20 protein-coding genes and 1 pseudogene are annotated in these 21,464 nt (G+C 56.5%); 13 read left to right on the top strand and 8 right to left on the bottom strand.

What is annotated here, in order from left to right; all coding sequences use genetic code 11:
• The first annotated feature begins 34 nt into the window (after positions 1 to 34).
• Together LVJ83_RS00085 and LVJ83_RS00090 are read left to right on the top strand one after the other, a co-directional pair.
• Positions 35 to 307 (top strand): DUF896 domain-containing protein, encoded by a 273-nt coding sequence (locus LVJ83_RS00085; RefSeq protein ID WP_244785179.1) that lies wholly within the window; start codon positions 35 to 37, stop codon positions 305 to 307.
• A gap of 138 nt (positions 308 to 445) precedes the next feature.
• Positions 446 to 1,315 (top strand): pirin family protein, encoded by an 870-nt coding sequence (locus tag LVJ83_RS00090; protein WP_244785180.1) that lies wholly within the window; start codon positions 446 to 448, stop codon positions 1,313 to 1,315.
• 272 nt (positions 1,316 to 1,587) lie between these two features.
• Here the strand turns inward: LVJ83_RS00090 and LVJ83_RS00095 are convergent, their stop codons facing one another.
• Entirely contained in the window at positions 1,588 to 2,472 is an 885-nt protein-coding gene (locus LVJ83_RS00095; protein ID WP_244785181.1) for a DegV family protein, read from the bottom strand.
• Positions 2,473 to 2,695: 223 nt separating this feature from the next.
• Between LVJ83_RS00095 and LVJ83_RS00100 the strand changes: the two genes are divergently transcribed.
• Positions 2,696 to 3,634: a dihydroorotate oxidase gene (locus tag LVJ83_RS00100; protein WP_244785182.1), complete on the top strand. Its 939-nt coding sequence runs from the start codon at positions 2,696 to 2,698 to the stop codon at positions 3,632 to 3,634.
• Between the two features lie 228 nt (positions 3,635 to 3,862).
• On the opposite strand, the gene LVJ83_RS00105 is transcribed toward LVJ83_RS00100, so the two are convergent.
• Positions 3,863 to 4,867: a thiamine ABC transporter substrate-binding protein gene (locus tag LVJ83_RS00105; RefSeq protein ID WP_244785183.1), complete on the bottom strand. Its 1,005-nt coding sequence runs from the start codon at positions 4,865 to 4,867 to the stop codon at positions 3,863 to 3,865.
• Between the two features lie 76 nt (positions 4,868 to 4,943).
• Here LVJ83_RS00105 and LVJ83_RS00110 point away from each other — a divergent pair, with 76 nt between their 5' ends.
• The 4 genes from LVJ83_RS00110 (at position 4,944) to glmS (ending at position 9,515) form a co-directional block, all read left to right on the top strand.
• Complete coding sequence (locus LVJ83_RS00110; RefSeq protein ID WP_425316010.1) at positions 4,944 to 5,591, top strand: pyrimidine 5'-nucleotidase; 648 nt, start codon at positions 4,944 to 4,946, stop codon at positions 5,589 to 5,591.
• 190 nt (positions 5,592 to 5,781) lie between these two features.
• On the top strand, positions 5,782 to 6,039 hold the full coding sequence (locus LVJ83_RS00115) for a spore cortex protein (RefSeq protein WP_244785184.1): 258 nt from the start codon (positions 5,782 to 5,784) through the stop codon (positions 6,037 to 6,039).
• Between the two features lie 147 nt (positions 6,040 to 6,186).
• Positions 6,187 to 7,557: a bifunctional UDP-N-acetylglucosamine diphosphorylase/glucosamine-1-phosphate N-acetyltransferase GlmU gene (gene glmU, locus LVJ83_RS00120; RefSeq protein WP_244785185.1), complete on the top strand. Its 1,371-nt coding sequence runs from the start codon at positions 6,187 to 6,189 to the stop codon at positions 7,555 to 7,557.
• 119 nt (positions 7,558 to 7,676) lie between these two features.
• Positions 7,677 to 9,515 carry a glutamine--fructose-6-phosphate transaminase (isomerizing) gene (glmS, locus tag LVJ83_RS00125; RefSeq protein WP_244785186.1) on the top strand — a complete coding sequence of 613 codons (1,839 nt, stop codon included), beginning with the start codon at positions 7,677 to 7,679 and terminating at the stop codon, positions 9,513 to 9,515.
• Between the two features lie 240 nt (positions 9,516 to 9,755).
• Here glmS and LVJ83_RS00130 read toward each other — a convergent pair whose 3' ends face one another.
• Positions 9,756 to 10,250, bottom strand: a complete 495-nt coding sequence (locus LVJ83_RS00130) for a DUF4442 domain-containing protein (protein WP_244785187.1) — start codon at positions 10,248 to 10,250, stop codon at positions 9,756 to 9,758.
• Between the two features lie 152 nt (positions 10,251 to 10,402).
• A complete protein-coding gene (locus LVJ83_RS00135; protein ID WP_244785188.1) occupies positions 10,403 to 11,350 on the bottom strand; it encodes a hypothetical protein in 948 nt (315 codons plus the stop codon).
• Positions 11,351 to 11,814: 464 nt separating this feature from the next.
• Here LVJ83_RS00135 and LVJ83_RS00140 point away from each other — a divergent pair, with 464 nt between their 5' ends.
• Both LVJ83_RS00140 and LVJ83_RS00145 read left to right on the top strand, forming a co-directional pair.
• A complete protein-coding gene (locus tag LVJ83_RS00140) occupies positions 11,815 to 11,988 on the top strand; it encodes a hypothetical protein (protein ID WP_244785189.1) in 174 nt (57 codons plus the stop codon).
• Between the two features lie 132 nt (positions 11,989 to 12,120).
• Positions 12,121 to 13,428, top strand: coding sequence for an MFS transporter (locus LVJ83_RS00145; protein ID WP_244785190.1), 1,308 nt, complete (start codon positions 12,121 to 12,123; stop codon positions 13,426 to 13,428).
• A gap of 258 nt (positions 13,429 to 13,686) precedes the next feature.
• Here the strand turns inward: LVJ83_RS00145 and udk are convergent.
• A pseudogene (udk, locus tag LVJ83_RS00150) lies at positions 13,687 to 14,328 on the bottom strand (uridine kinase); the annotation flags it as partial.
• A gap of 124 nt (positions 14,329 to 14,452) precedes the next feature.
• Between udk and LVJ83_RS00155 the strand changes: the two are divergent.
• Both LVJ83_RS00155 and LVJ83_RS00160 read left to right on the top strand, forming a co-directional pair.
• On the top strand, positions 14,453 to 14,728 hold the full coding sequence (locus LVJ83_RS00155) for a hypothetical protein (protein ID WP_244785192.1): 276 nt from the start codon (positions 14,453 to 14,455) through the stop codon (positions 14,726 to 14,728).
• A 679-nt stretch (positions 14,729 to 15,407) separates the two neighbouring features.
• Positions 15,408 to 15,962 (top strand): porin family protein, encoded by a 555-nt coding sequence (locus LVJ83_RS00160; RefSeq protein WP_244785193.1) that lies wholly within the window; start codon positions 15,408 to 15,410, stop codon positions 15,960 to 15,962.
• A 196-nt stretch (positions 15,963 to 16,158) separates the two neighbouring features.
• On the opposite strand, the gene alr is transcribed toward LVJ83_RS00160, so the two are convergent.
• Entirely contained in the window at positions 16,159 to 17,403 is a 1,245-nt protein-coding gene (gene alr / locus LVJ83_RS00165; protein ID WP_244785194.1) for an alanine racemase, read from the bottom strand.
• 159 nt (positions 17,404 to 17,562) lie between these two features.
• Positions 17,563 to 18,957: a glutamate--tRNA ligase gene (gene gltX / locus LVJ83_RS00170; RefSeq protein WP_244785195.1), complete on the bottom strand. Its 1,395-nt coding sequence runs from the start codon at positions 18,955 to 18,957 to the stop codon at positions 17,563 to 17,565.
• A 132-nt stretch (positions 18,958 to 19,089) separates the two neighbouring features.
• Here gltX and LVJ83_RS00175 point away from each other — a divergent pair, with 132 nt between their 5' ends.
• Both LVJ83_RS00175 and LVJ83_RS00180 read left to right on the top strand, forming a co-directional pair.
• Positions 19,090 to 19,317, top strand: coding sequence for an exodeoxyribonuclease VII small subunit (locus tag LVJ83_RS00175; protein ID WP_244787802.1), 228 nt, complete (start codon positions 19,090 to 19,092; stop codon positions 19,315 to 19,317).
• Entirely contained in the window at positions 19,301 to 20,197 is an 897-nt protein-coding gene (locus LVJ83_RS00180; protein ID WP_244785196.1) for a polyprenyl synthetase family protein, read from the top strand. Before LVJ83_RS00175 ends, LVJ83_RS00180 begins: the two co-directional genes overlap by 17 nt.
• Positions 20,198 to 20,405: 208 nt before the next feature.
• Here LVJ83_RS00180 and LVJ83_RS00185 read toward each other — a convergent pair whose 3' ends face one another.
• Entirely contained in the window at positions 20,406 to 21,464 is a 1,059-nt protein-coding gene (locus tag LVJ83_RS00185) for a glycosyltransferase family protein (protein WP_244785197.1), read from the bottom strand.

Here is a 21,464-nt window from a genome sequence, read left to right on the forward strand (position 1 = left end):
ATATTAAAAAAATGATAGAAGAAAGGAGTGCGATATGCGTATCCCTGAATTAGACCGTATCAACGAGTTGGCCGGTTTGGCCAAAATCCGCACGCTTACTGTGGCAGAAACTGCCGAGCGCGAGGTGTTGCGGCGGGCTTATCTTGAGGCGGTGAAAGGGCAGATGACCAATATGCTGGCCACAGTAACCGTGATAGATCCTGAAGGCAACGATGTAACTCCTGCCGCTTTGCGTGATGCACAAGCCCGCGGTATGGCGGCGGGCGCAACACGGCATGAACACCGGGCAGCCTGCACAATCTGTTAAATGAGGAAAGAAGTGATGCAAGACACCGCAACACCATAGCACTTTTTATACATTTCACGATATCGGCTTGCCCGGCTTTTTCAAATGGGCAACAGGCCGTCTGAAACGTTCAGACGGCCACAGGAAAGGACCTACAACATGCGCAACATCCGTTATATTTACAACGCCCCGGGCACACATTGGGTGGGCAACGGCTTTAAAGTGGCACCGCTGTTTTCCCATATGGGTGAAGACAAACACACCAGCCCGTTTCTGATGCTTGATTATGCCGCACCGATGACATTTGCCCCCAATGAAACGCAACCGCGCGGCGTGGGCGCGCATCCGCACAAAGGCTTTGAAACCGTGACCATCGCCTATCACGGCGAAGTGGCACACCGCGACAGCAGCGGCGGCGGCGGTGTGATCGGCGAGGGCGATGTGCAATGGATGACTGCCGGTGCAGGCATTGTGCATGAAGAGTTTCATTCCGAAGCCTTCAGCAAACGCGGCGGCTTGTTTGAAATGGCGCAATTGTGGGTGAATTTGCCGAAAAAAGACAAAAACACCCCCGCCCGCTACCAACACTTGCCGGCGGCAGCCATTCCGGAGGTGGCTTTGGCAGACAACCGCGGCCATATCCGTGTGATTGCCGGTGAATATCAAGATGTAAAAGGCCCGGCAGAAACGTTTACTGAAATGAACGTGTGGGATGTGCGGCTTGAAGCCGGCAGCGAAATCGTGCTGAGGCTGCCCGCCGATCACAACCTGACCATCGCAATGCGCCGCGGTGAGGCCGAATTCAACGGCACACACCAAGCCGGCGCCACCCAATTGGTAACATTTGCAACCGAAGCCGGCGAAATCCGCATCAAAGCGCTGGATAACGATGTGGCGCTGCTGTTGCTCAGCGGCAAACCGATCAACGAGCCGGTGGCGGCTTACGGCCCCTTTGTGATGAACAGCCGCGAAGAGCTGGTGCAGGCGGTGGAGGATTTCAACAACGGCAAATTCGGGGCGCTGAATTAAGGCTTGCCGATATCGTTTGTGCAGGGGTTTTGTTGCAGGGAATCTGCACAAGCGGTTTATTGTGTGGCCATTTTTGCCTTGAATAACGCACGTTAAATAAAAACAGGCCGTCTGAAAGAAATACGTTCAGACGGCCTGTTTTTATTTAAATGTGAAGCCGATACAGGGCTTCGGCAGATTCCGCTGCCGACAGGTATTTAAATCCATTGATAAACACAAACCGGCTGAATTGCCGTGTTTGCCGGCTTATTTTTGCAAATGACTGGCGGCATTTATTCCGGCAGCCGTTCGATAATGCCCACACCGATGGCGTCGGTGCCGATGTAGGCACCCATAACCGGAGTAATCGGAATGCCTTGCAGATGCAGGCCGGTTTTTTGGTGCAGCTTGTGTGCGAATTGGCGGTAAAGATCAAGATTGCCGCCATACATGCCGCCCACCACCAAACCGCTCCGGTCGCGGCCTTCGATGCGCCCGGCCACAGCCGCTACGGTGGCATCCAGCAGCGCATTGTTGTCATAAGTGTCGTTGAGCATGGTCAGCTGGTTGTTGCTGAAGCGGAATACCGGTTTGACGGCCAGGTTGCTCACGGCAATGCCTGCGCGCTTAAAGCCGCCGCTGATGGCTGCCTGCCGCAGCGAAGAGAGGCCGATTAACAGCTCGCCGCGCGGTTTGAGCTGCTCCAGATAATCCGCCACTTCGGCGGCGGTTTTGCCCGCTTGCAGCAATCTGAGCGCTTCCAATGCGAAAAAACCTTCCGGCATGCAGGCCAGGCCGGTGTCGACAACATAGATGGCCATCATATCGGCCATTTCGGCGGCCACGCGGCGGATGATGGCGGCGCTGGTGCTCAGCCGGCTGCTGAGGGTGGTAATCACGGCTTCGCGATAGCCTTGCTCATGCAGATAATGAAACATATTGCGCAGCGACTGCGCCGAGGGCGGCTCGGTGGTGGGCGGTGTGTCGGGGTGCTGCGCCATCCATTGGTAAAACCGCTCCGGCTCCAGGTCGAGGCCGTCTGCATAAGAATGGCTGCCGGTGTGTACGGTCAGGCGCAGAATCTGAATCGGGCTGTTGCGGTCGAGTATGCTGTCGAGCGAGCCGGTGGAGGTGGACAATATTGCGCAGCGGTAAAGTGCATATGAGCCGATGGCCATTCCATCCTCCTGTTATCAAATAATCGGTTGAATAACATGATAAACGGTATGGTCATGCTTGTCTATTTTGCCGGCAGCAGCAAACCGGCATCCCGACAGCATCTTCCAAACCGCTGAAATGTTGTGAAATTTGATGAAATTTCATTACTTTGCGCTTCATCAGAAAATGTTGCTGCACAACATGCTAGATTATGCGGATAACTGACGCCCGAGGAGCAAGCGCATGATATCCACCCGTACCCACATCGCCGGTTTTAATTTTGACAACTGCATCATGAATGCCGCCGGCGTGTATGATTACAGCGCCGAAGAGCTCGACGCCGTGCAGCAGTCGGCGGCGGCCACGTTTGTCACCAAATCGGCCACCCTTGTGCCGCGCGAAGGCAACCCCGAGCCGCGCTATTGCAACACGCCTTACGGCAGCATCAATTCGATGGGGCTGCCCAATTTCGGGCTGGCCTATTATTTGGATTATGTTTCTGCCGCGCAGCGCCAAGTGCCCGGCAAAACCTATTTCGTGTCGCTCACCGGCTTTAATGTCGAGGAAGACATCGCCCTGCTCAGGCAGGTGCAGGCCTCTGATTTTGAAGGCATTGTCGAGCTCAATCTTTCCTGCCCCAATGTGCCGGGCAAGCCGCAAACCGGTTATGATTTTGAAGCCGTGACGCGCATTTTGGAAGCCGTGTTCGATTTATACCGCGCGCCGTTGGGCATCAAGCTGCCGCCATATTTCGACCTGGTGCATTTCGATCAAATCGCCGCCATTCTCAACCGCTTTCCGCTGGCCTATGTGAATTCGGTCAACAGCATCGGCAACGGCCTGTGTGTCGATGCGGCTGCCGAAAGCGTGCTGATCAAACCCAAACAAGGCTTCGGCGGCATCGGCGGCGCCTATCTCAAACCCACCGCCCTGGCCAATGTGTTTGCCTTCCGTCAGCGCCTCAACAGCAGCATTCAGATTATCGGCACCGGCGGGGTGCAAAACGGCACCGATGTGTTTGAACATATTCTCTGCGGCGCCGATATGGTGCAGGTGGGCACGGTGCTGCATCAGGAAGGCGTGGCGGTGTTTGAGCGGCTGACCCGCGAATTGAAAGCCGTGATGGCGCAAAAAGGATATGGCGGCATTGATGAATTCAAAGGCCGTCTGAAAACTTTATAAACTTATCAGGCATTATCATTAAAGAGAGGCCGTCTGAACAATACGTTGATACGTTTTCAGACGGCCTCTATTGTGACTGGTCAAAGCACTCTGGGGTATTCTGAACATTCGATTGACGGGTGTATTTTGCCCCTGAAAGCGCATCTGCTGCATTTTTTGCCTGGCATCTGCATTTCCAGAAACAAAAACCCCCTCATAAACGAATTATCATGGCACCCTAGCGGCGTTTCAGCGCAATACCGTGCGTGTCCAGCGGCTCACCCATTGGCGCTGTTTCATCGTAATCTGGCTGTTGCCGGGGCTGTAGTGCTGCTTGGGCGCTTCGGCAAATTGAAACACTTCGGGCAGCGGTGTATTGCGCACGGCAGGATACACCCACATTTCGGCCGGCAGCGCTTTTTGCACCTCAGCACTTTGCAGATAGCGCACCAGCTTCAGCGCCAGCTCAGGCTCTTTTGCCCCTTGCAGCACCGCCGCGCCTTCTACCTGGCGGAATACGCCGCCTTTCAAAAACAGGTTGCCGGTGGGCGGCACGGTGTATTTGCCCTTGCCGAAATGCACTTCGGCCGCGGGGCTGGTGGCATAGCTGACCACCAGCGGATACGCGCCGCCGTTTTGGGTGAAATCGGTGTAATACGCATCGCTCCAGCTTTTCGCCACTTTCACCCCGTTTTGACGCATTTGCCCCCACCAGCGGAATGCCGCGCTTTCACCCATGCCGCCGATGTTGGCCAGCAAAAAGCCCAGCCCCGGGCTGGATGTGGCCGGATTGGGCACCACCAGCAGGTTTTTATAAGCCGGTTTGGTTAAATCTTCCAGCGTTTTCGGCAGCGGCAAGCCTTTGTCTGCAAACCATTTTTTATCGTAATTAAGCGCCACATAAGCATAATCCACCGCCAGCGTGCCGGGCAGGCTGGCGCTTGTCGGCACCGTGCGCGGTTGGCGTACCGCCAAAATACCGCTTTGGGCGGCCCGGCCGATATTGGCGTTGTCGAGGCCGTATACCGCATCGGCAATCGGGCGGGCGCGGCTTAAAATCAGCTTGTTGAGCATTTCATTGGCGCTGCCCGCTTCGATAACCGACACTTTGGCATCATGTTCGCGCTCGAATTGCGCCATCACGGCTTTGGGCAGGCTGAACGATTTGTGCACCGCCAGCCGCACTTCGGTTTGCGCCGCGGCAGACAGGCTCAGCAGGCAGGCGGCAAGGCCGGATAAAATTTTGATATTCATTGGCAAAGATTCCCCTCTTGGAAACACGGTTACGTTATCATACCAAGCCGACCCAGTAAAAGAAACCGATACCCTGATGAGCGCCCCCGTTTGGCTTTTCGACCTCGACAACACCCTGCATCACGCCGATGCCGGCATTTTTTATCTGATCAACCGCCACATGACCGCCTTTCTCGCCCGCGAATTGGGGCTCGGCCATGAAGCCGCTTCCACATTGCGGCAGGATTACTGGCACCGCTACGGCGCCACGCTGGCCGGTTTGCAAAAGCACCATCCTGAAATCAGCGTGCAGGATTTTTTACAGCAAAGCCATCCGCTGCCCGAAATTTTAAACGCGCTGGTGCCGATGGCGCACACGGCGGAAACTTTAGGCCGCCTGAAAGGTCGAAAAGCCGTATTTTCCAACGGCCCGTCGTTTTACGTGCGCGCATTGGTCGGCGCCTTAGCGCTGGCCGGCTGTTTTGATGCCCAATTCGGCACCGATGATTTCGGCCTCTACTACAAACCCGCCGAAAAAGCCTATTTAACCGTTTGTCGGCAGCTGGATGCGCGCCCCGAAGATTGCATTATGATAGACGACAGCGCCGATAATCTGCACACCGCCAAAGCCTTGGGCATGCGCACCGTGTGGTATGGTCAGGCCGCGCACAACCTGCCGTTTGTCGATTTTGCCGCTGCCGATATGGTAGCGCTGGCCGAATGGGGCGCCGGCCAAACCGCCTAAATACCCATTCGCAAAGGTAAGCCAACAAGGCGGCGGGGCAACGCCGTGAGGTTATTTTTGCGAATGGGTGTGAAACCGCCGACAGCATAATGATAAATGAGAATGGCCGCCGCCACTATGAATCAGCAAACGATTTGATTACAATCACCGGTATCGTGCTGAAAACCGACTTAAAATTTAAGGAACTGCCATGCGCTACATTACCTTGCTGATTGCCGCCTTTGTGGTGGCCGGCTGCTCTTGGGAAACCTACCAAAACGCCGAAGGCCGCACGTCGCTGCGCCAGAAATACGAACCGGGCACCCGCGTGTATTATGAAGACGGCACCTATTCACACAATATGCGCAACAACCAATTCCGCCCCGAACAACATGCTGTCAAACCCGGTGTGGGCGAGCCTGCCGATGTGCGCGGCACCAACTGGCAAACGCCCGGCAGCGGCGAATAAACAGAGCCGCTAAGGCCGTCTGAAAAGCGTTATGCCTTTCAGACGGCCTTCAAGCACATAACCTAAGGTATTCTGACAATTCGTTTATAAACAAATTGTCCGGACACCCTAGCCGACAGATTCCCGAATTGATTTGAAGATGACATCATGAGCCAAAATCCCCTGCATATCGTTATTCTCGCGGCCGGCAAAGGCACGCGCATGTATTCCAAGCTGCCCAAAGTGCTGCACGAAATCGGCGGCGAAACCATGGTGGCGCGCGTGATCGATACCGCACAAAGCCTCAACCCGCAACACACCATCGTGGTCATCGGTCACGGCAAAGACCAAGTGCTGGAGCGCGTGCAGCGCGATGTGGTGTGGGTAGAGCAAACCGAGCAGCTCGGCACCGGCCACGCCGTCAAAACCGCACTGCCGCAACTGCCGTCTGAAGGCCGCACGCTGGTGCTCTACGGCGATGTACCGCTGATCGACACCGCCACCCTGCAAGCCCTGCTCGAAGCCGCCGGCGATGAAGTCGGCCTGCTTACCGATGTGCTCGACAACCCCGCCGGCTACGGCCGCATTATCCGCGAAAACGGCAACGTGGTAGCGATTGTGGAAGAAAAAGACGCCGATGCCGCCCAAAAAGCCGTGCAAGAAACCAACACCGGCATTTTGGTGCTGCCCAACGCCAAACTCGCCGGCTGGCTCAACGCCCTGCAAAGCAACAACGCCCAAGGCGAATACTACCTCACCGACCTCATCGCATTGGCCAATTCAGACGGCATCAAAGTTCATCCCGTGCAGGTGCGCGCCTCTCATCTGGCCGCCGGCGTCAACAATAAAGTGCAACTGGCCGAGCTGGAGCGTATTTTCCAAAGCGAACAGGCCGATGCGCTGCTCAAAGCCGGCGTAACCCTGCGCGACCCCGCCCGTTTTGATTTGAGAGGCCGTCTGAAACACGGCCAAGATGTGGTGATTGATGTCAACGTGGTGATAGAGGGCGATGTCGAGCTGGGCGATGATGTCGAAATCGGCGCCCACTGCGTCATCCGTAACGCCAAAATCGGCGCCGGCACCCGCATCGAAGCCTTTTCGCATTTGGAAGACTGCGAAATCGGTGCCCGCGCCCATATCGGCCCCTACGCCCGCCTGCGCCCGAATGCCAAACTGGCGGATGACGTGCACATCGGCAACTTTGTCGAAGTAAAAAACACCACCATCGGCCAAGGCAGCAAAGCCAACCATCTCACCTATCTGGGCGATGCCCAAATCGGCAGCAAAACCAACATCGGTGCCGGCACCATCACCGCCAACTACGATGGCGTGAATAAATACCAAACCATTATCGGCGACGAAGTGCGCATCGGCTCCAACACCGTATTGGTCGCTCCCGTTACCGTCGGCAACCGCGCCACCACCGGCGCCGGCAGCGCCATTACCAAAACCTGCCCCGAAAACAAACTTGCCCTCGCCCGCGCCCGCCAAACCATTATCGAAGACTGGGTGCGCCCTGAAAAGCCGGCGAAAAAATAATCGGCTTTTCAGACGGCCTCTATATATATATCCTGAGGCCGTCTGAAACCTTTCCCGCCTGTTTGACCGAGAGTCGGCAAACAAGCATTTTGATAAAACTTTGATACTAAGGAACTTTTATGTGCGGTATCGTCGGCGCCATCCGCGCCAACCACAATGTTGTGGATTTTTTAACAGACGGCCTCAAACGCTTGGAATACCGGGGCTATGATTCATCAGGTATTGCCGTACAAACCGGCAGCAAAATCACCCGCGTGCGCCGTGTCGGCCGCGTGCAGCTGATGGAAAACGCCGCCCGCGAAAAAGGCGTACACGGCCACATCGGCATCGGCCACACCCGCTGGGCCACCCACGGCGGCGTTACCGAGCCCAATGCACACCCGCATATTTCAGGCGGCCTGATTGCCGTGGTGCACAACGGCATCATCGAAAACTTCGAAGCAGAGCGCGCGCGCCTGCAAGATTTGGGCTATGTGTTTGAATCGCAAACCGACACCGAAGTCATCGCCCACAGCGTCAAACACGAATACATGCACAACGGCCATAACCTCTTTGCCGCCGTACAAGCCGCCTGCGCCCGTTTTCACGGCGCCTACGCCATCGGCGTGATGGCCGACGACAACCATCAGGAAATGGTAGTGGCGCGCATGGGCTGCCCGCTGCTGGTGGCATTCGGCGAGCAGGAAACCTTTATCGCTTCCGACGTCTCCGCCGTGATTGCCTTTACCCGCAAAATCTCTTATCTGGAAGACGGCGACATCGCCCTGCTCACCGCCGGCGGCATTCAAAAGCTGATCGGCAAAGACGGCCTGCCCGCCGAACGCAAAGTCAAAGTATCCGAGTTATCACTGGCTTCGCTTGAGCTCGGCCCCTACAGCCACTTTATGCAAAAAGAAATCCACGAGCAGCCCAAAGCCATTGCCGACACTGCCGAAGTGTTTCTCGACGGCGGCTTCAATCCCGAAAACTTCGGCAAAAATGCCCGCGAAGTATTCGGAAGCATCGACAGCATCAAAATCCTTGCCTGCGGCACCTCGTATTATTCTGCCCTCACCAGCAAATACTGGCTTGAAAGTATTGCCAAAATCCCCGCCGATGTGGAAATCGCCAGCGAATACCGCTACCGCGATGTGATTGCCGACCCCAAGCAGCTGGTGATTACCATTTCCCAATCCGGCGAAACGCTCGACACCATGGAAGCGCTGAAATACGCCCAATCGCTCGGTCAAACCCACAGCCTTTCCATCTGCAACGTGATGGAATCGGCGCTGCCGCGCGAGAGCGAATTGGTGCTCTACACCCGCGCCGGTGCCGAAATCGGCGTGGCTTCCACCAAAGCCTTTACCACCCAACTGGTGGTGCTGTTCGGCTTGGCGGTCACTTTGGGCAAACTGCGCGGCCACGTCAGCGATGAGCAGGCACAAGCCTACACCGAAGAGCTGCGCCAGCTGCCGGGCAGCATCCAGCACGTGTTGAACCTGGAGCCGCAAATCGCCGCTTGGGCGCAAAAGTTCGCCAAAAAAACCAGCGCCCTGTTTCTCGGCCGCGGCATCCATTACCCCATCGCCCTCGAAGGTGCGCTGAAGCTGAAAGAAATCACCTACATTCATGCCGAAGCCTACCCCGCCGGCGAGCTGAAACACGGCCCCTTGGCGCTGGTGGATGAAAACATGCCGGTGGTGGTGATTGCGCCTAATGATGTGCTGCTCGATAAAGTGAAAGCCAATATGCAGGAAGTGGGCGCACGCGGCGGCGAGCTGTTTGTGTTTACCGATCTGGACAGCAACTTCAACGAAAGCGAAGGCGTACACGTTATCCGCACCCCGCGCCACGCCGGCGTATTGTCGCCCATCGTGCACACCATTCCCGTGCAGCTGTTGTCTTACCATGCTGCGCTGGCACGCGGCACCGATGTCGACAAACCGCGCAATCTGGCCAAATCGGTCACGGTAGAGTAAACCGCATTACCAGGCAACAATCAAAGGCCGTCTGAAACTGTTTTGGGTTTCAGACGGCCTTTTTTAAGCTTGCTGTATAAGCAAATGCTGTGATGGCAAATACTGCTTTTAGGGTATTTTTTAAAGCTGTTTATTCAAAAGCAATGCCCGTTCATAAAAGTAAGCGAACCAGGCGGCGAGGCGAAGACAGCACCCCCAGGACACCCTAGGTTGCTGATTTGAAATGGGCGTTGTTCACGCTCAGTCTTTTTTCTTCAACACCCACGCCCACACCATTTCCACCATCACGGGCGGTTCGCCGCTCTCGTCGCCCACTTCGCAAGGCACGGTGAAGTTGCCGCGCTCTTCGGTTTGCAGCAGGGCGGCCATTTCATCGCTGACGTGCGCCACGGCATACATATTGCCTTCGCTGCGTTTCACATATTGGATATTCATCGATTTGAGCAGAATCAGCTTGTCGTCGGGGGTGTTCATCTGCACGGCAAAGCCGGTGGCGGTTTCGGCCAGCAAGGCCATGGCGCAGGCGTGTATGCCTTTGATGTGGTTTTGCACCGGGCGGCGGTTGCGCAGGCTCACGCGCACGGTTTCGCGGCGGATGGTGTCGAAATGCAGGCCGGCGGTGCCCAAAAACGGCACAAAACGCCCCATCAGGCGGGTTTGCACGACACCGCGCCATGAGGCGGGCAGTTTGTTTAAACGGTTGAGGCTGCGGTACATCCGGTTTTCTATGCGCATGGCGGCTCCTTTGCAGTGGCGCGGCCGGTTTTGCCGGCATCTTTTTATCAACAGCGGCCGTGAGATGCGGCGGCCTTGGGGAATGTAGGTAAGGCGGATTCGGAACAGCTGCCCGGCGGTGTTGCCCGGCCGGCTCCGAACGGGCTATTAAATCAGGGTTCGGCCAAATATTCAAATACGGCGTACAGCATTTCTGTTTGCGCCGCGCGGTGGCCGTGTTCGGCTTCAACGTTGATGTAGCCGATGCCGTGGCGGGCGGCGTATACCGATAATGAGCCGTCGTCGTGCACGGTCAGGCTGTTTTGGCGCACGATGTTGAAGCCGCGGGCTTTGAAAAAGCTAAAGGCGCGGCGGTCGGTGGTGAAAAAATAGTCGTCGGGGTCGCGCGCGGGGTTGATGTAGACTTCGGCGCTGCCGTGGCCGAGCATGCCGCTTAAGTAGCTGCGGATATCGGTGCCGCCGTTGCTGTTGTTGTGCACGGCGATGATGATGCGCTGCGGATTGAGATGGTGTGTGAGCAGGTATCGGGCAAAGGCGGCAGTGGTGTTTTCGGCATCTGTGCCGGCACGGCTGCGGGCTAGGGTGGCGCGGCGGCCGGCTTCGGTGTAGATGCGGTTGGGGTCGAAATCGGCGCGGCTGTTGGCGCTTTCGATAACGATGCGGCGGCTGGCGCGGTGTTCCAGCGCCAGCAGGCAGCCTTTGCCGCGTTCGGCCAGCGCGGCGGCGGTAGTTTTTTTAGCAGTGGTTTCGTTTTCGTGGGGGTGGTAAAACAAGATGCCGGGTTCGGGCGTATCGGTGCAATAGCGGACGATGTGTACGCTGCTGCGGCCTAGGGTGTCCGGACAATTCGATTTACGGGTGCTTTTTGCCCCTGAAAACGCACCTGCTGCGTTAAAAAGCCTCGCAAGATGTCCAATCTTGCTGCGTTTTTTGCCCGGCATCTGCATTTTCAGGGGCAAAAATCTCCTCATAAACAAATTGTCCGGACACCCTAGCGGATAGTGTTCGCGCTCGGCGTGCAGGCCGGCGGGCAGGGCGCTGCAAGCGGGTAAGGCGGCCAGCATCAGGGCGGCACTGAGAAGGCGGAAGAATCGTTTCATGGGGTAATCATAGCATTGCCGGTGCAGGCCGGTGTGGTTTTCAGACGGCCTGCGGGGGTGACAGGCCGTCTGAAAACAGTTTTGTCATACTCATTTATCAAAGTAAGCTTGGCAAGGCAGTGGGGCGAAAACTGTATCCATACCGTGTGCTCGGGATAAGATAATCTATGAGGTATTTGATGTTTCAGACGGCCTCATCTGTCTGCTTGATACGTATCCTTGATGTGTGTCTTTGATGCGCCCACGCTAATTGTTTCATGCAAACAAAAGCCGCTTTCAGACGGCCTGTGTGTTTTGTCAGGCCGTCTGAAAGCCGGTTAGTGTTGCTGCATTTGTTTGGCGTTGCAGCATTCTGTTCCCCCGTTAGGGGGAATCGTGAAGGATTGATATCTCATGAATTTTCTTATTCCGAACTCACGTTAAATATAGCGGGGCAATTAAATCATCTTATAGTGAAATGTGAAATGAATAAAAAAGTGCTGCGGCATGGCTGCACCTTGTTGTTCCGGCTGTACTGCCTGCGTTTTTTATCACTTCTTTCTTCATTCCCCTATTTTGTTGTTTTGCCGCTTTGTATGGTGATTCGGTTGCGCGGCTATTGCACGGCGGGGCGGGGCGCGATGGGGTGGTTTTTATGAAAGGGATTTGTTTGATTTGCTTCTTTACAGTCAGGCGGCTATCTGTCACGCTTGGGTTTTGTGGCAGGCACGGCGGCGCTTGAGGATGCTGCGGGCGTTGCGTTTTCTTGGTTTTTCCGATGGTGGTGGGTGATGAAAACTTTGTCGAATAAGTTTTATGCGCTTTTTTGCTCGGTGTTTTTTCTGTTTGCCGGATTCGGCCTGTTTTTGAATTCGGCCGGGGTCAAGCTGGCGCAAATGGGGGTGAACAGCACCGCCATCGGGGCGCTGAATGCGGCGTTTTTTGTGGGCGCGGCTTTGAGCGCGGTGGCGGCGCACCGGGTGGTGTCGGGCGTGGGGCATATCCGTGCTTTCAGCGTGTTCGGCGCGGTGTTTGCGATGGCGGCGCTGGGGCACATGATGACGGATAAGCTGTGGGCTTGGGGCGTGTTGCGGGTGGGGTTGGGTTTTTGCTATTACAGCCTGTTGATGATTGTGGAAAGCTGGTTTGCCGAGCGCAGTGCGGCGGGCGAGCGGGCGCGGGTGTTGGCGTTTTACAACGTGGTTTACTATGTGGCTTTTACCGTCGGCATCGCGTTGCTGAGCCTGAAGCCTTCGAGCAATGATATTTTTACCCTGGCGGCGATTTTGGTGATGGCGGCGATGCTGCCGGTGGCGCTCACGCGCATGAGTGCGCCGCAATTGCCGCCGCGCCAACGCATCAGTATTCCGCGCCTGATGGCGATTGCACCGCTGGCGCTGGTGGGCAGCTTTGTGGGCGGTTTGCTGATGAACGGTTTTTTTACCATGGCATCGGTGTTTTTGCTGCAACAGGGTTTCGGTGTGCGCCAGATTTCGTTTTATTTGATGGTGGCCATGATCACCGGCTTTGCGGTGCAGCTGCCGGTGGCGCGTTTTTCCGACCGCTATGGGCGGCGTAATGCGATTTTGGCTTGTGCTGTGATTGCGGCGGTGGGCGCGGTGGCCGGTTTGGTGCTGATGCTGCTGGATGTGGGCGGGGTGTGGGCGCAATATGGGGTGTCGGGCTTTTTCGGGGTCGGGCTGTTTACGCTTTATGCGCTCAGCGTGGCGCGCGCCAACGACCAGCTGCCCAATGAAATGAACACGGTAGAAGTGAGCCGCAGCCTGTTGTTCAGCTATGGCATGGGTTCGCTGCTGGCGCCGCTGTTGTTGGGGGCGGTGATGCAGCAGGCGCAGCGGTATGGGTTTTATACTTTTTTCGCCGTGGGTGCGGCTTTGCTGGCCTGGGTGGCGTGGCGCCAGCAAGTGGTGCCTGAAGCCAAACGCAGCGTGCATGTGGCGATGTCGGGCGACACCGGGCCGCTGATGGCTGATCTCGACCCGCGCAACAATGAGGGGGTGATGCGGCCGTTTGACGAAGTGGCGGCGCAGCAGTATGCAGATGAATTGGCGCAGGAAGAAGCCGACAAACCGGCCTGAATACGCATGAAGCGATTGGGAAAGCCACCCGATACTGCCTTTCAGGCTTCAGACGGCCTCGGAGAGGGCACGGCACAGCCTGCATCACCCGCCATGCCCATTCACAAAAGAGCGGAGGCTGTCCTGACCATTTGATTTATAGGCGCTTTTCACGCCAGAAAATGCAGCAGATGTGCTTTTCGCGCAAAAAATCTGACTAATTCTGGATTGTCAGGACACCTTAGGCGGGGCAAGGCTGTTTGGGTGAATGGGTCTGATTCAGCTGTCGGCCAGGCGCTGTTGCAAAATGGCGGCGATTTTGGCCATCAAAATATCCACCGCCACGCTGTTTTGCTCATCGCTGGGGATGATGATGTGGGCATGGCGTTTGGTGGGCTCCACAAACTGGTTGTGCATGGGGCGCACTTGGGCGGTGTATTGCGCCACCACCGATTCGATAGAGCGGCCGCGCTCATGATAGTCGCGCTGCATGCGGCGGATAAAGCGCAGGTCGGCATCGGTGTCGACAAAGATTTTGATGTCCATCAGGCTGCGGATTTTTTCATCGTACAGCGCAAGTATGCCTTCGAGAATAATCACATCCACCGGCTCTTGATGCTTGGTGTGATCGGCGCGGGTATCGCGGGTGTAGTCGTATTGCGGCAGTGCCACGGCGCGGCGTTGCAGCAAGTGGGTCAGGTGCTGGTAGAGCAGTTCGTTGTCAAACGCGCAAGGGTGGTCGTAATTCTGGCGGCGGCGCACTTCGGGTGCCAGCTCGGCCTGGTCTTTATAATAATAGTCTTGCTCGATGATGGTGATGGGGTGGCCGCTGAATTGCTCGTAAAGGGCGCGTGAAATGGTGGTTTTGCCGGAGCCGGAGCCGCCGGCCACGCCGATGATGATGGGTTTTTGAGGCATGTGTGTCTCTGGGGATTGCCGGTTTGCTGAAAAGCATAATTATATCGTGAAAGCCGCCGATTATCCTATCGGCTTGTATCGGTTGCGGTGTGGAAAGGATCAAGATACCTTGATATCGGGAGCAAATATGAAAATGATTCAGTTGCTGTTGTGGCCGTTGCTGCTGGCCGGTTGCGGTGCGGCGGGCTCTGCTGTGCCGCCGCTTGAAACCGCGCCGCTTGCCGCCGAGAATCATTGCGGCCGGCGCATCTGCACCATGGAATATGACCCGGTGTGTGCCGTTATTGAAACCGGCGGCCTGGTTCGCGAACACACTTTTGGCAACCGTTGCTCGGTGTGCGGTGGCGGCGGGCGCGTTCTTTCGGTTCGCAAAGGGGCGTGCGGCAGCACAATGCTGCGTTGAATGGTCAGAACACCCTGGGGTATCCTGACCATTCATATATCATGATCTTTATTGCGCTAAAAGCACATCTTCTGCGTTAAAAAGCCTCGCAAGATGCCCAATCTTGCTGCGTTTTCTACCTGGCATCTGTACTTTTATCACAAAAAATCTGAGTCATTCTGAATGGTCAGGATGCCCTAGCTGTAGTGTCTGCGGCTTGCGGCCTGGCCTCACTTCTTTTCTCATTCCACTATAAAAGATTGCCTGCAAAGCCGGTTTTGGCTGTGGGCGGTGCTGGGCAAAATGTAAAGGCTTGCCGGCAGACAAGAGGTGCAAAACCCGTATCCTGAGGGTGTGCGGTCTGCTGGAGGATAGCCGCCGTGCCGCGCCGGGTGCGGCATTTTTTTATGCGTGCAATCAAAATATTGCCGGCGGAAGGCAACGCGGCAGAGCGGCCGTCTGAAGCAAAACCGCCCTGCACCAACGCGCTTGCCGACACCGGGCTGACAAAAGTTAAGCCTGAGCCAAATCGTGTAATCGCGGCAACCTCCTGCTTGAACTTCAGTCTGAGTGGCACGATACTTTGGCGGGCAATGATTACATCCGGCAGTATTTCCCGGCACGCAATCTTGCGCCGATTATCGTGATAGGCGGCGCAATTGTGCGGCTTGACCTTTTATTTCCGATAGGAGCAAACAACATGAAAAAAGCTTTGTTAACCGTTTTGGTTTTGGGCGCAGGCGCCACCGCCGCGGCTGCCCCGCTGCCTGCCACGTTTACCGGCCCGGCCGTGGAAATCGGTGCCGGCGTGAGCAAAACCGATGTGAAAAACAGCCGTTGGCATGAAAAAAACAAAGCCGATATCGCCCTGCGCGGCAATTACAATGTTGAATACGGCAACAACTGGATCGGCGGCGGCGAAGTGGCCTACAAACCGCTCAGCCGCACGGTAGGTACCAACGGCAATCATGAGCTGAAACAAAAATACGACCTGTCCGCATCGTATATCCAAGGCTACCGCGTGGCGCCCGATGCCATGCTGTACGGCAAAGTGGGCTACCACTACGGCCGCTTCGACAATTCGGCAACCAACACAGAATTCGGTGCCAACGGTTTGGGCTACGGCTTGGGCGCCAAATATGCGGTCACACCGAATGTGGAATTGGGCGCGGAATGGGAGCAGGTGCGCTATAAAAAAGATGGTGATAAAGCCACCAACAACAGCTATATGGCTACGGTAGGCTATCGCTTCTAAAGCGTGCCGCTGCTGTAAAAATAGGCCGTCTGAAACCATTCAGACGGCCTATTTTTACCATGAAATCAATCTTTATTCACAAAAGTAAGCGATAGTGGAATAAAGAAAGAAGTGATACAAGGCGCAGCAACGCCCTCGGTGCGCCATGCTGCTATTGCAGGCTGCACCGGCATCATGTTTACCGGTTTCAGACGGCCTATTCGTTTGGTGCAAGCGGGGCCGGTTTCGCCAATTTCGGATTGGCATTGCCCCAAACGGTATAGAGGTCGGCGAGTAAGGCGCCGTTGATCTCCTCAATTTCGCTTTGGGTGATTTCCGAGTTGTCTTGTCTGCCGAACAACACTACTTCGTCGCCCGCCGCAATATCCGGGTAATCGGTAACGTCAACCATGGTGGTGTTCATCGAGGTTTTGCCGACCACCGGCACTTTGTGGCCGCGGATCAGCACATGGCCTTTATTGGTAAACACGCGGCGGTAGCCGTCTGAATAACCGATCGGCAGATTGGCCAAATGCGAATCACGGGTCAGCGTGTAGGTGCGGTCGTAGCCCACCGTGGTGCCTTTGGGATAAGCATTGATGGCGGCTACCCTGCTTTTGAGCGCAAACGTTTTTTTGTATTCGGTGTGCTCAGGGATGGTGTCGCCGTATAAAAGGCCGCCCGGGCGCACCATATCCAGCCGCGCTTCGGGCACCGCCAGCGTGGTAAACGAATTGGCCGCATGCAGGGTAAGCTTGCTGCGGTCGAGCTTGGCGGCTTGAATCAGCCAGGCACTTTCTTGGTTGAATGCGGCCAGCCCTTTGCGCACATCTGCGGCCTCTTCGACCGGAAAATGGGTCATGATGCCGACCAATGCCAAATGGGGCAGCCAGGTCATGCGCACGGCGGCACGCCGGTTGGCGCGGGCGCTGAGGTCGATGCCGTTGCGGTTCATGCCGGCGGAATTGAGCGCCAGATGAAAGCGCACGGTTTTGCCCGCCGCACCGGCGATGGCGCTGATTCTTTGCGCTTGCAGCGGATTGCCCAGCAGCTCTTCCATATCGTATTGCAGGCCGTCGCGGATTTCATCATCGGTGGCCATGCGCACCCGCACAATCTTGCCCGGGTAGCCGTGGGCGCGGATGACGCGGGCTTCTTCATTGCTGGCAATGCCGATGCAGGGCACGCCCATTTTTATCACACTGGGCATCAATAAATCGATACCGTTGCCGTAAGCATCGGCTTTCATAATGGCGCAGATTTGTGATTTGCCGGCCAGCTCGTTTTGCAGCGTGCGGATATTGTCTTCAAATGCCTGCACATCGATTTCCATCCACGCATTGGTATTGCGGGTGTTGACTGCCGCCGGTGCATCGGTGCTCAATACCGGTGCGGCAACGGCAGGCGCGCCCATCAGCAGGCTGCTGAGGCATAGGGCTAAAACAGTTTTTTGGCTGAACATATATCTCTCCTTAAACGGCGGTAAAAATATGATCAAGCATATATTGTTAACAATCGATAAACAAGCGGTGGTTGCATATATATGATCAGAAAATATAAAAAAGGCCGTCTGAAACACATATGGCGTTCAGACGGCCTCACACATCATGCTAAATATGTATCAAGCGCGGATGCGGCTGAGCACTTCTTCTTTGCCCAACAAGGCCAATACGGCGTCGATGCTGGGGGTTTTGGCGGTGCCGGCCACGGCCAGGCGCAGCGGCATGCCGAGTTTGCCCATTTTGATGCCTTCGGCTTCGCAAAAAGGCTTGAACAAATCGTGAATGGCTTCGGCATTCCAGTCGGCCAGCCCTTCGAGCTGTTCGGCAAAACGCAGCATGCGCGCGGCGGCTTCATCGTCCCAATGTTTGGCGGTGTCGGCTTCGGCGGGCGTGCCTTTTTTGTAGAAATACATGCATTCGTCGGCCAATTGATTGAGGTCTTGCGCACGCTCTTTCACCAGCGCCAACACATCTTCCAATGCGGGCTTGGCGGTTTCACGGATGTCGCGCACGTGCAGGCGCGGCAGCACCAGCGCGGCCAGCTTGTCGTCAGGCGTGGCCTTGATGTGTTCGGCATTGATCCACAGCAGCTTTTTCATATCCATGCGGCTGGGTGAGGGCGATACGTCTTTCAGATCAAACCATTCCACAAATTGCGGCATGGTAAAAAATTCGTCGTCGCCGTGCGCCCAACCCAGGCGCGCCAGATAATTGAGCATGGCTTCGGGCAGAATGCCCATGGCGTCGAAATCGGTAATCGCTACGGTGTCGCCGCTGCGCTTGGAGATTTTTTTGCCCTGTTCGTTGAGAATCATCGGCAGATGCGCGTATTGTGGCGGCGTGGTGCCGAGTGCTTTCAAGATGTTGATTTGCTTGGGGGTGTTGTTAACATGGTCATCGCCGCGGATAACGTGGGTGATGCCCATGTCGTGATCGTCGACCACCACGCAGAAATTATAAGTCGGCGTGCCGTCGGCGCGGGCGATAATCAAATCATCGAGCGCTTCGTTGGGAATGGCGATTTCGCCTTTGACCAAATCGTGCCAAACGGTATTGCCCTCAAGCGGTGATTTGAAGCGCACCACCGGCTCCACCCCTTCCGGCACCGGCGGCAGGGTTTTGCCCGGCTCGGGGCGCCAGCGGCGGTCGTAAGTGGCCGTGCCTTCTTTTTCGGCTTTTTCGCGCATGGCTTCCAGCTCTTCTTTGCTGCAATAGCAATGATAAGCATGGCCTTGCTCGAGCAGTTGGGCAATCACTTCTTTATAGCGGTCAAACTGGCGGGTTTGGTAAACCACGTTATCGGCATTGTCGTAATGCAGGCCGACCCAATGCATGCCGTCGAGAATGATGTTGACCGATTCGGCGGTGGAGCGGGCCTGATCGGTGTCTTCGATGCGCAGCAGAAACGCGCCTTTGTGCTTGCGGGCAAACGCCCAAGAAAACAGCGCGGTGCGCACGCCGCCGATGTGCAGATAGCCGGTGGGGCTGGGGGCGAAGCGGGTACGGATAGTCATGGTTTTTCGCTCTTTTTGTTGGAATTCGTGAAAGTGCCATTGTACGCCAAGTATGGTGGCATGCCAATTTCAGACGGCCTCGGCCTGCCGAATGATGGTACAATTATGCCTTTGTTTAGCCGGTTTGCCGACATGAAAAAATCCGCCCCCAAATCATTTGAAGAAGCGCTCAAGCGCCTTGAAACCCTCACCCAGGCCATGCAAAGCAGCGAAATGCCGCTGGAAGACGCCTTGGCCGCTTATCAGGAAGGCAACGAGCTGGTGAAATACTGCCAACAGAAGCTGGCCGAAGTGGAGCAGAAACTGCAAGTGCTCGATGCGGGCGAACTGAAGGAGCTGAATCTTGACCCGAGCGAATGATGTGAACGCCTGGCAGCAAAAAGCGCAGGCGCAGGCCGAGCTGGCCTTGGCGCGCGTGTTGCCGCCCGAAAACGAAACGCCGGCCGGGCTGCATCAGGCCATGCGCTATGCCGTGCTGGGCGGCGGCAAACGCCTGCGGCCGCTGCTGGTGTCGGCGGCGGCCGAATTGGGCGAAGCCGATGCGGATGCCGTTGCGCAGGCGATGGCGGCCGTAGAATGCATACACGTGTATTCACTGGTGCACGACGACATGCCCGCGATGGACAACGACAGCCTGCGCCGCGGCAAACCCACCTGCCACGTGCAATACGGCGAAGCCGCCGCACTGTTGGCCGGCGATGCACTGCAAACCTTGGCGTTTGATGTACTCAGCCGCCCCACCGGCCTGCCGGCTGCACGCCAGCTGCGCATGTTGCAAACCTTGGCGCAGGCTTCAGGCAGCCTGGGTATGGCCGGCGGTCAAGCCATCGATTTGGCCCATGTCGGCCTGCCGATGAGCCGGCATGAGCTGGAGCAGATGCACAGCCTCAAAACCGGCGCCCTGATCCGCGCCGCGGTAGCCTTGGGGGCGCTGGCCTGCCCCGATATCAGCGATGACAGGCTGGCCGGCCTCGACGGTTACGCCCGCAAACTCGGTTTGGCGTTTCAAGTGATTGACGATGTGCTCGACTGCGAAGCCGACACCGCCACACTGGGCAAAACCGCCGGCAAAGATGCCGACAACGACAAGCCCACCTATGTGAAGCTGATGGGCTTGGCGCCGGCGCGTGCCTATGCCGAAACCCTGGTGGCCGATGCAGTGGCGCTGTTGGCGCCGTTTGGCAGCAAAGCCGGGCATTTGCGCGGCTTGGCAGAGTTTGTTACGACACGAAAAAATTAAGTGTTTGATTCAAAAGGCCGTCTGAAAGCATCAAGGTGTTTTCAGACGGCCTTTGATTTAAGCGATATCCATTCACAAAAATAAGCGAACAAAGGCGGCGGGGCGGAGACGGGACACGCGCACGGAGCCGGTGGGTTTGACTTAGCGAACCAGCCCTCTTCAATCACAGGCAAGCCAATACGCTTAGGTTGTTTTTATGAATGGATATTCAGACGGCCTTAAAAGGCTCAAGCCCCTGCGCGGCTGTACCGGCATGCTGCCAAACACTGTCGGCCACTTGCTGCACCGGTGTGCGGCAGCCGCCGGCCAGCCATTGGGCAACGGCGGGTGCGGGGTCGGGAAAGAGCGTTTGGGTTGCGGCAGCCTGCGCCAGCCATTGCGTTAACACCTCATCGTCAAAATCAGTCATCACTGTCGCGCGCCCCATTTGTTGTAAAACCGTTGCATTGGATTGCTGTTCAATTTGGTTTTGCAGCGGACGGGTGAGGATTTTTTTGCCCGCCGCCATCGCCTCGCTGCACAAACCGAAGCCGGTGTTGCAGATAATGCCGCTGCAATGCGCCAAATCAAGCGGAAAGGCTTGGCGCGACAAAGGCCGCACTTCAATATGGGCGGCTTCGTCAAATGCATACGGGGTGGCCGCGTAAATGCGGAAGCGGTGGCGGGTAAAAGGTTTGAGCCAGCGGCAGACAAACGTGAGGCTTTCAAACGGCAGATACACCAAAATAAAGCCGTCGTCGGAAAGGGTCGTGTTGCCGGCCTGAATCAGCGGCGGCAGCACCGGTGCATCAAACGGCTGCCAATGCACACCCAAATAATATTGTGCCGGCGCGAACGCCGAAATGCTCCAGCGCAGCAACGGCAGCGCCGGTGTGCCGGGCAGCGGGTAGCGCAGCGCATATTGGTGCGCCAGCCCCACCGAGGGCACGCCTTGCAGTTTTGCCGCCCACGCACTCACCGGCTCGAAATCGGTCAACACCCAATCATAACGGCGCAAATCCAGACGGCATACATCGCCGATAAACGCCCCCGGCCGGGCATCGGCCAGCGTTTGCGGCCAGCGCACGCGCCCTTTGTGCATATTGTAGGTAAAACCCTGAAAGCAGCGGTAGCGGCCGAATGCTTCCATATCGAAATAATGGTGGCGTTCGCGGCCGCTGAACACAAAATCCACGTGAATGCCTTGTGCCCGTAAAGCCGGCAGCATGGCGCGGGCGCGGGTGATGTGGCCGTTGCCGGTGGCCTGCACGCCGTAAAGAATGCGCAT

Origin of the sequence: Uruburuella testudinis (assembly GCF_022870865.1) — a bacterium.
Classification (GTDB): Bacteria; Pseudomonadota; Gammaproteobacteria; order Burkholderiales; family Neisseriaceae; genus Neisseria; species Neisseria testudinis.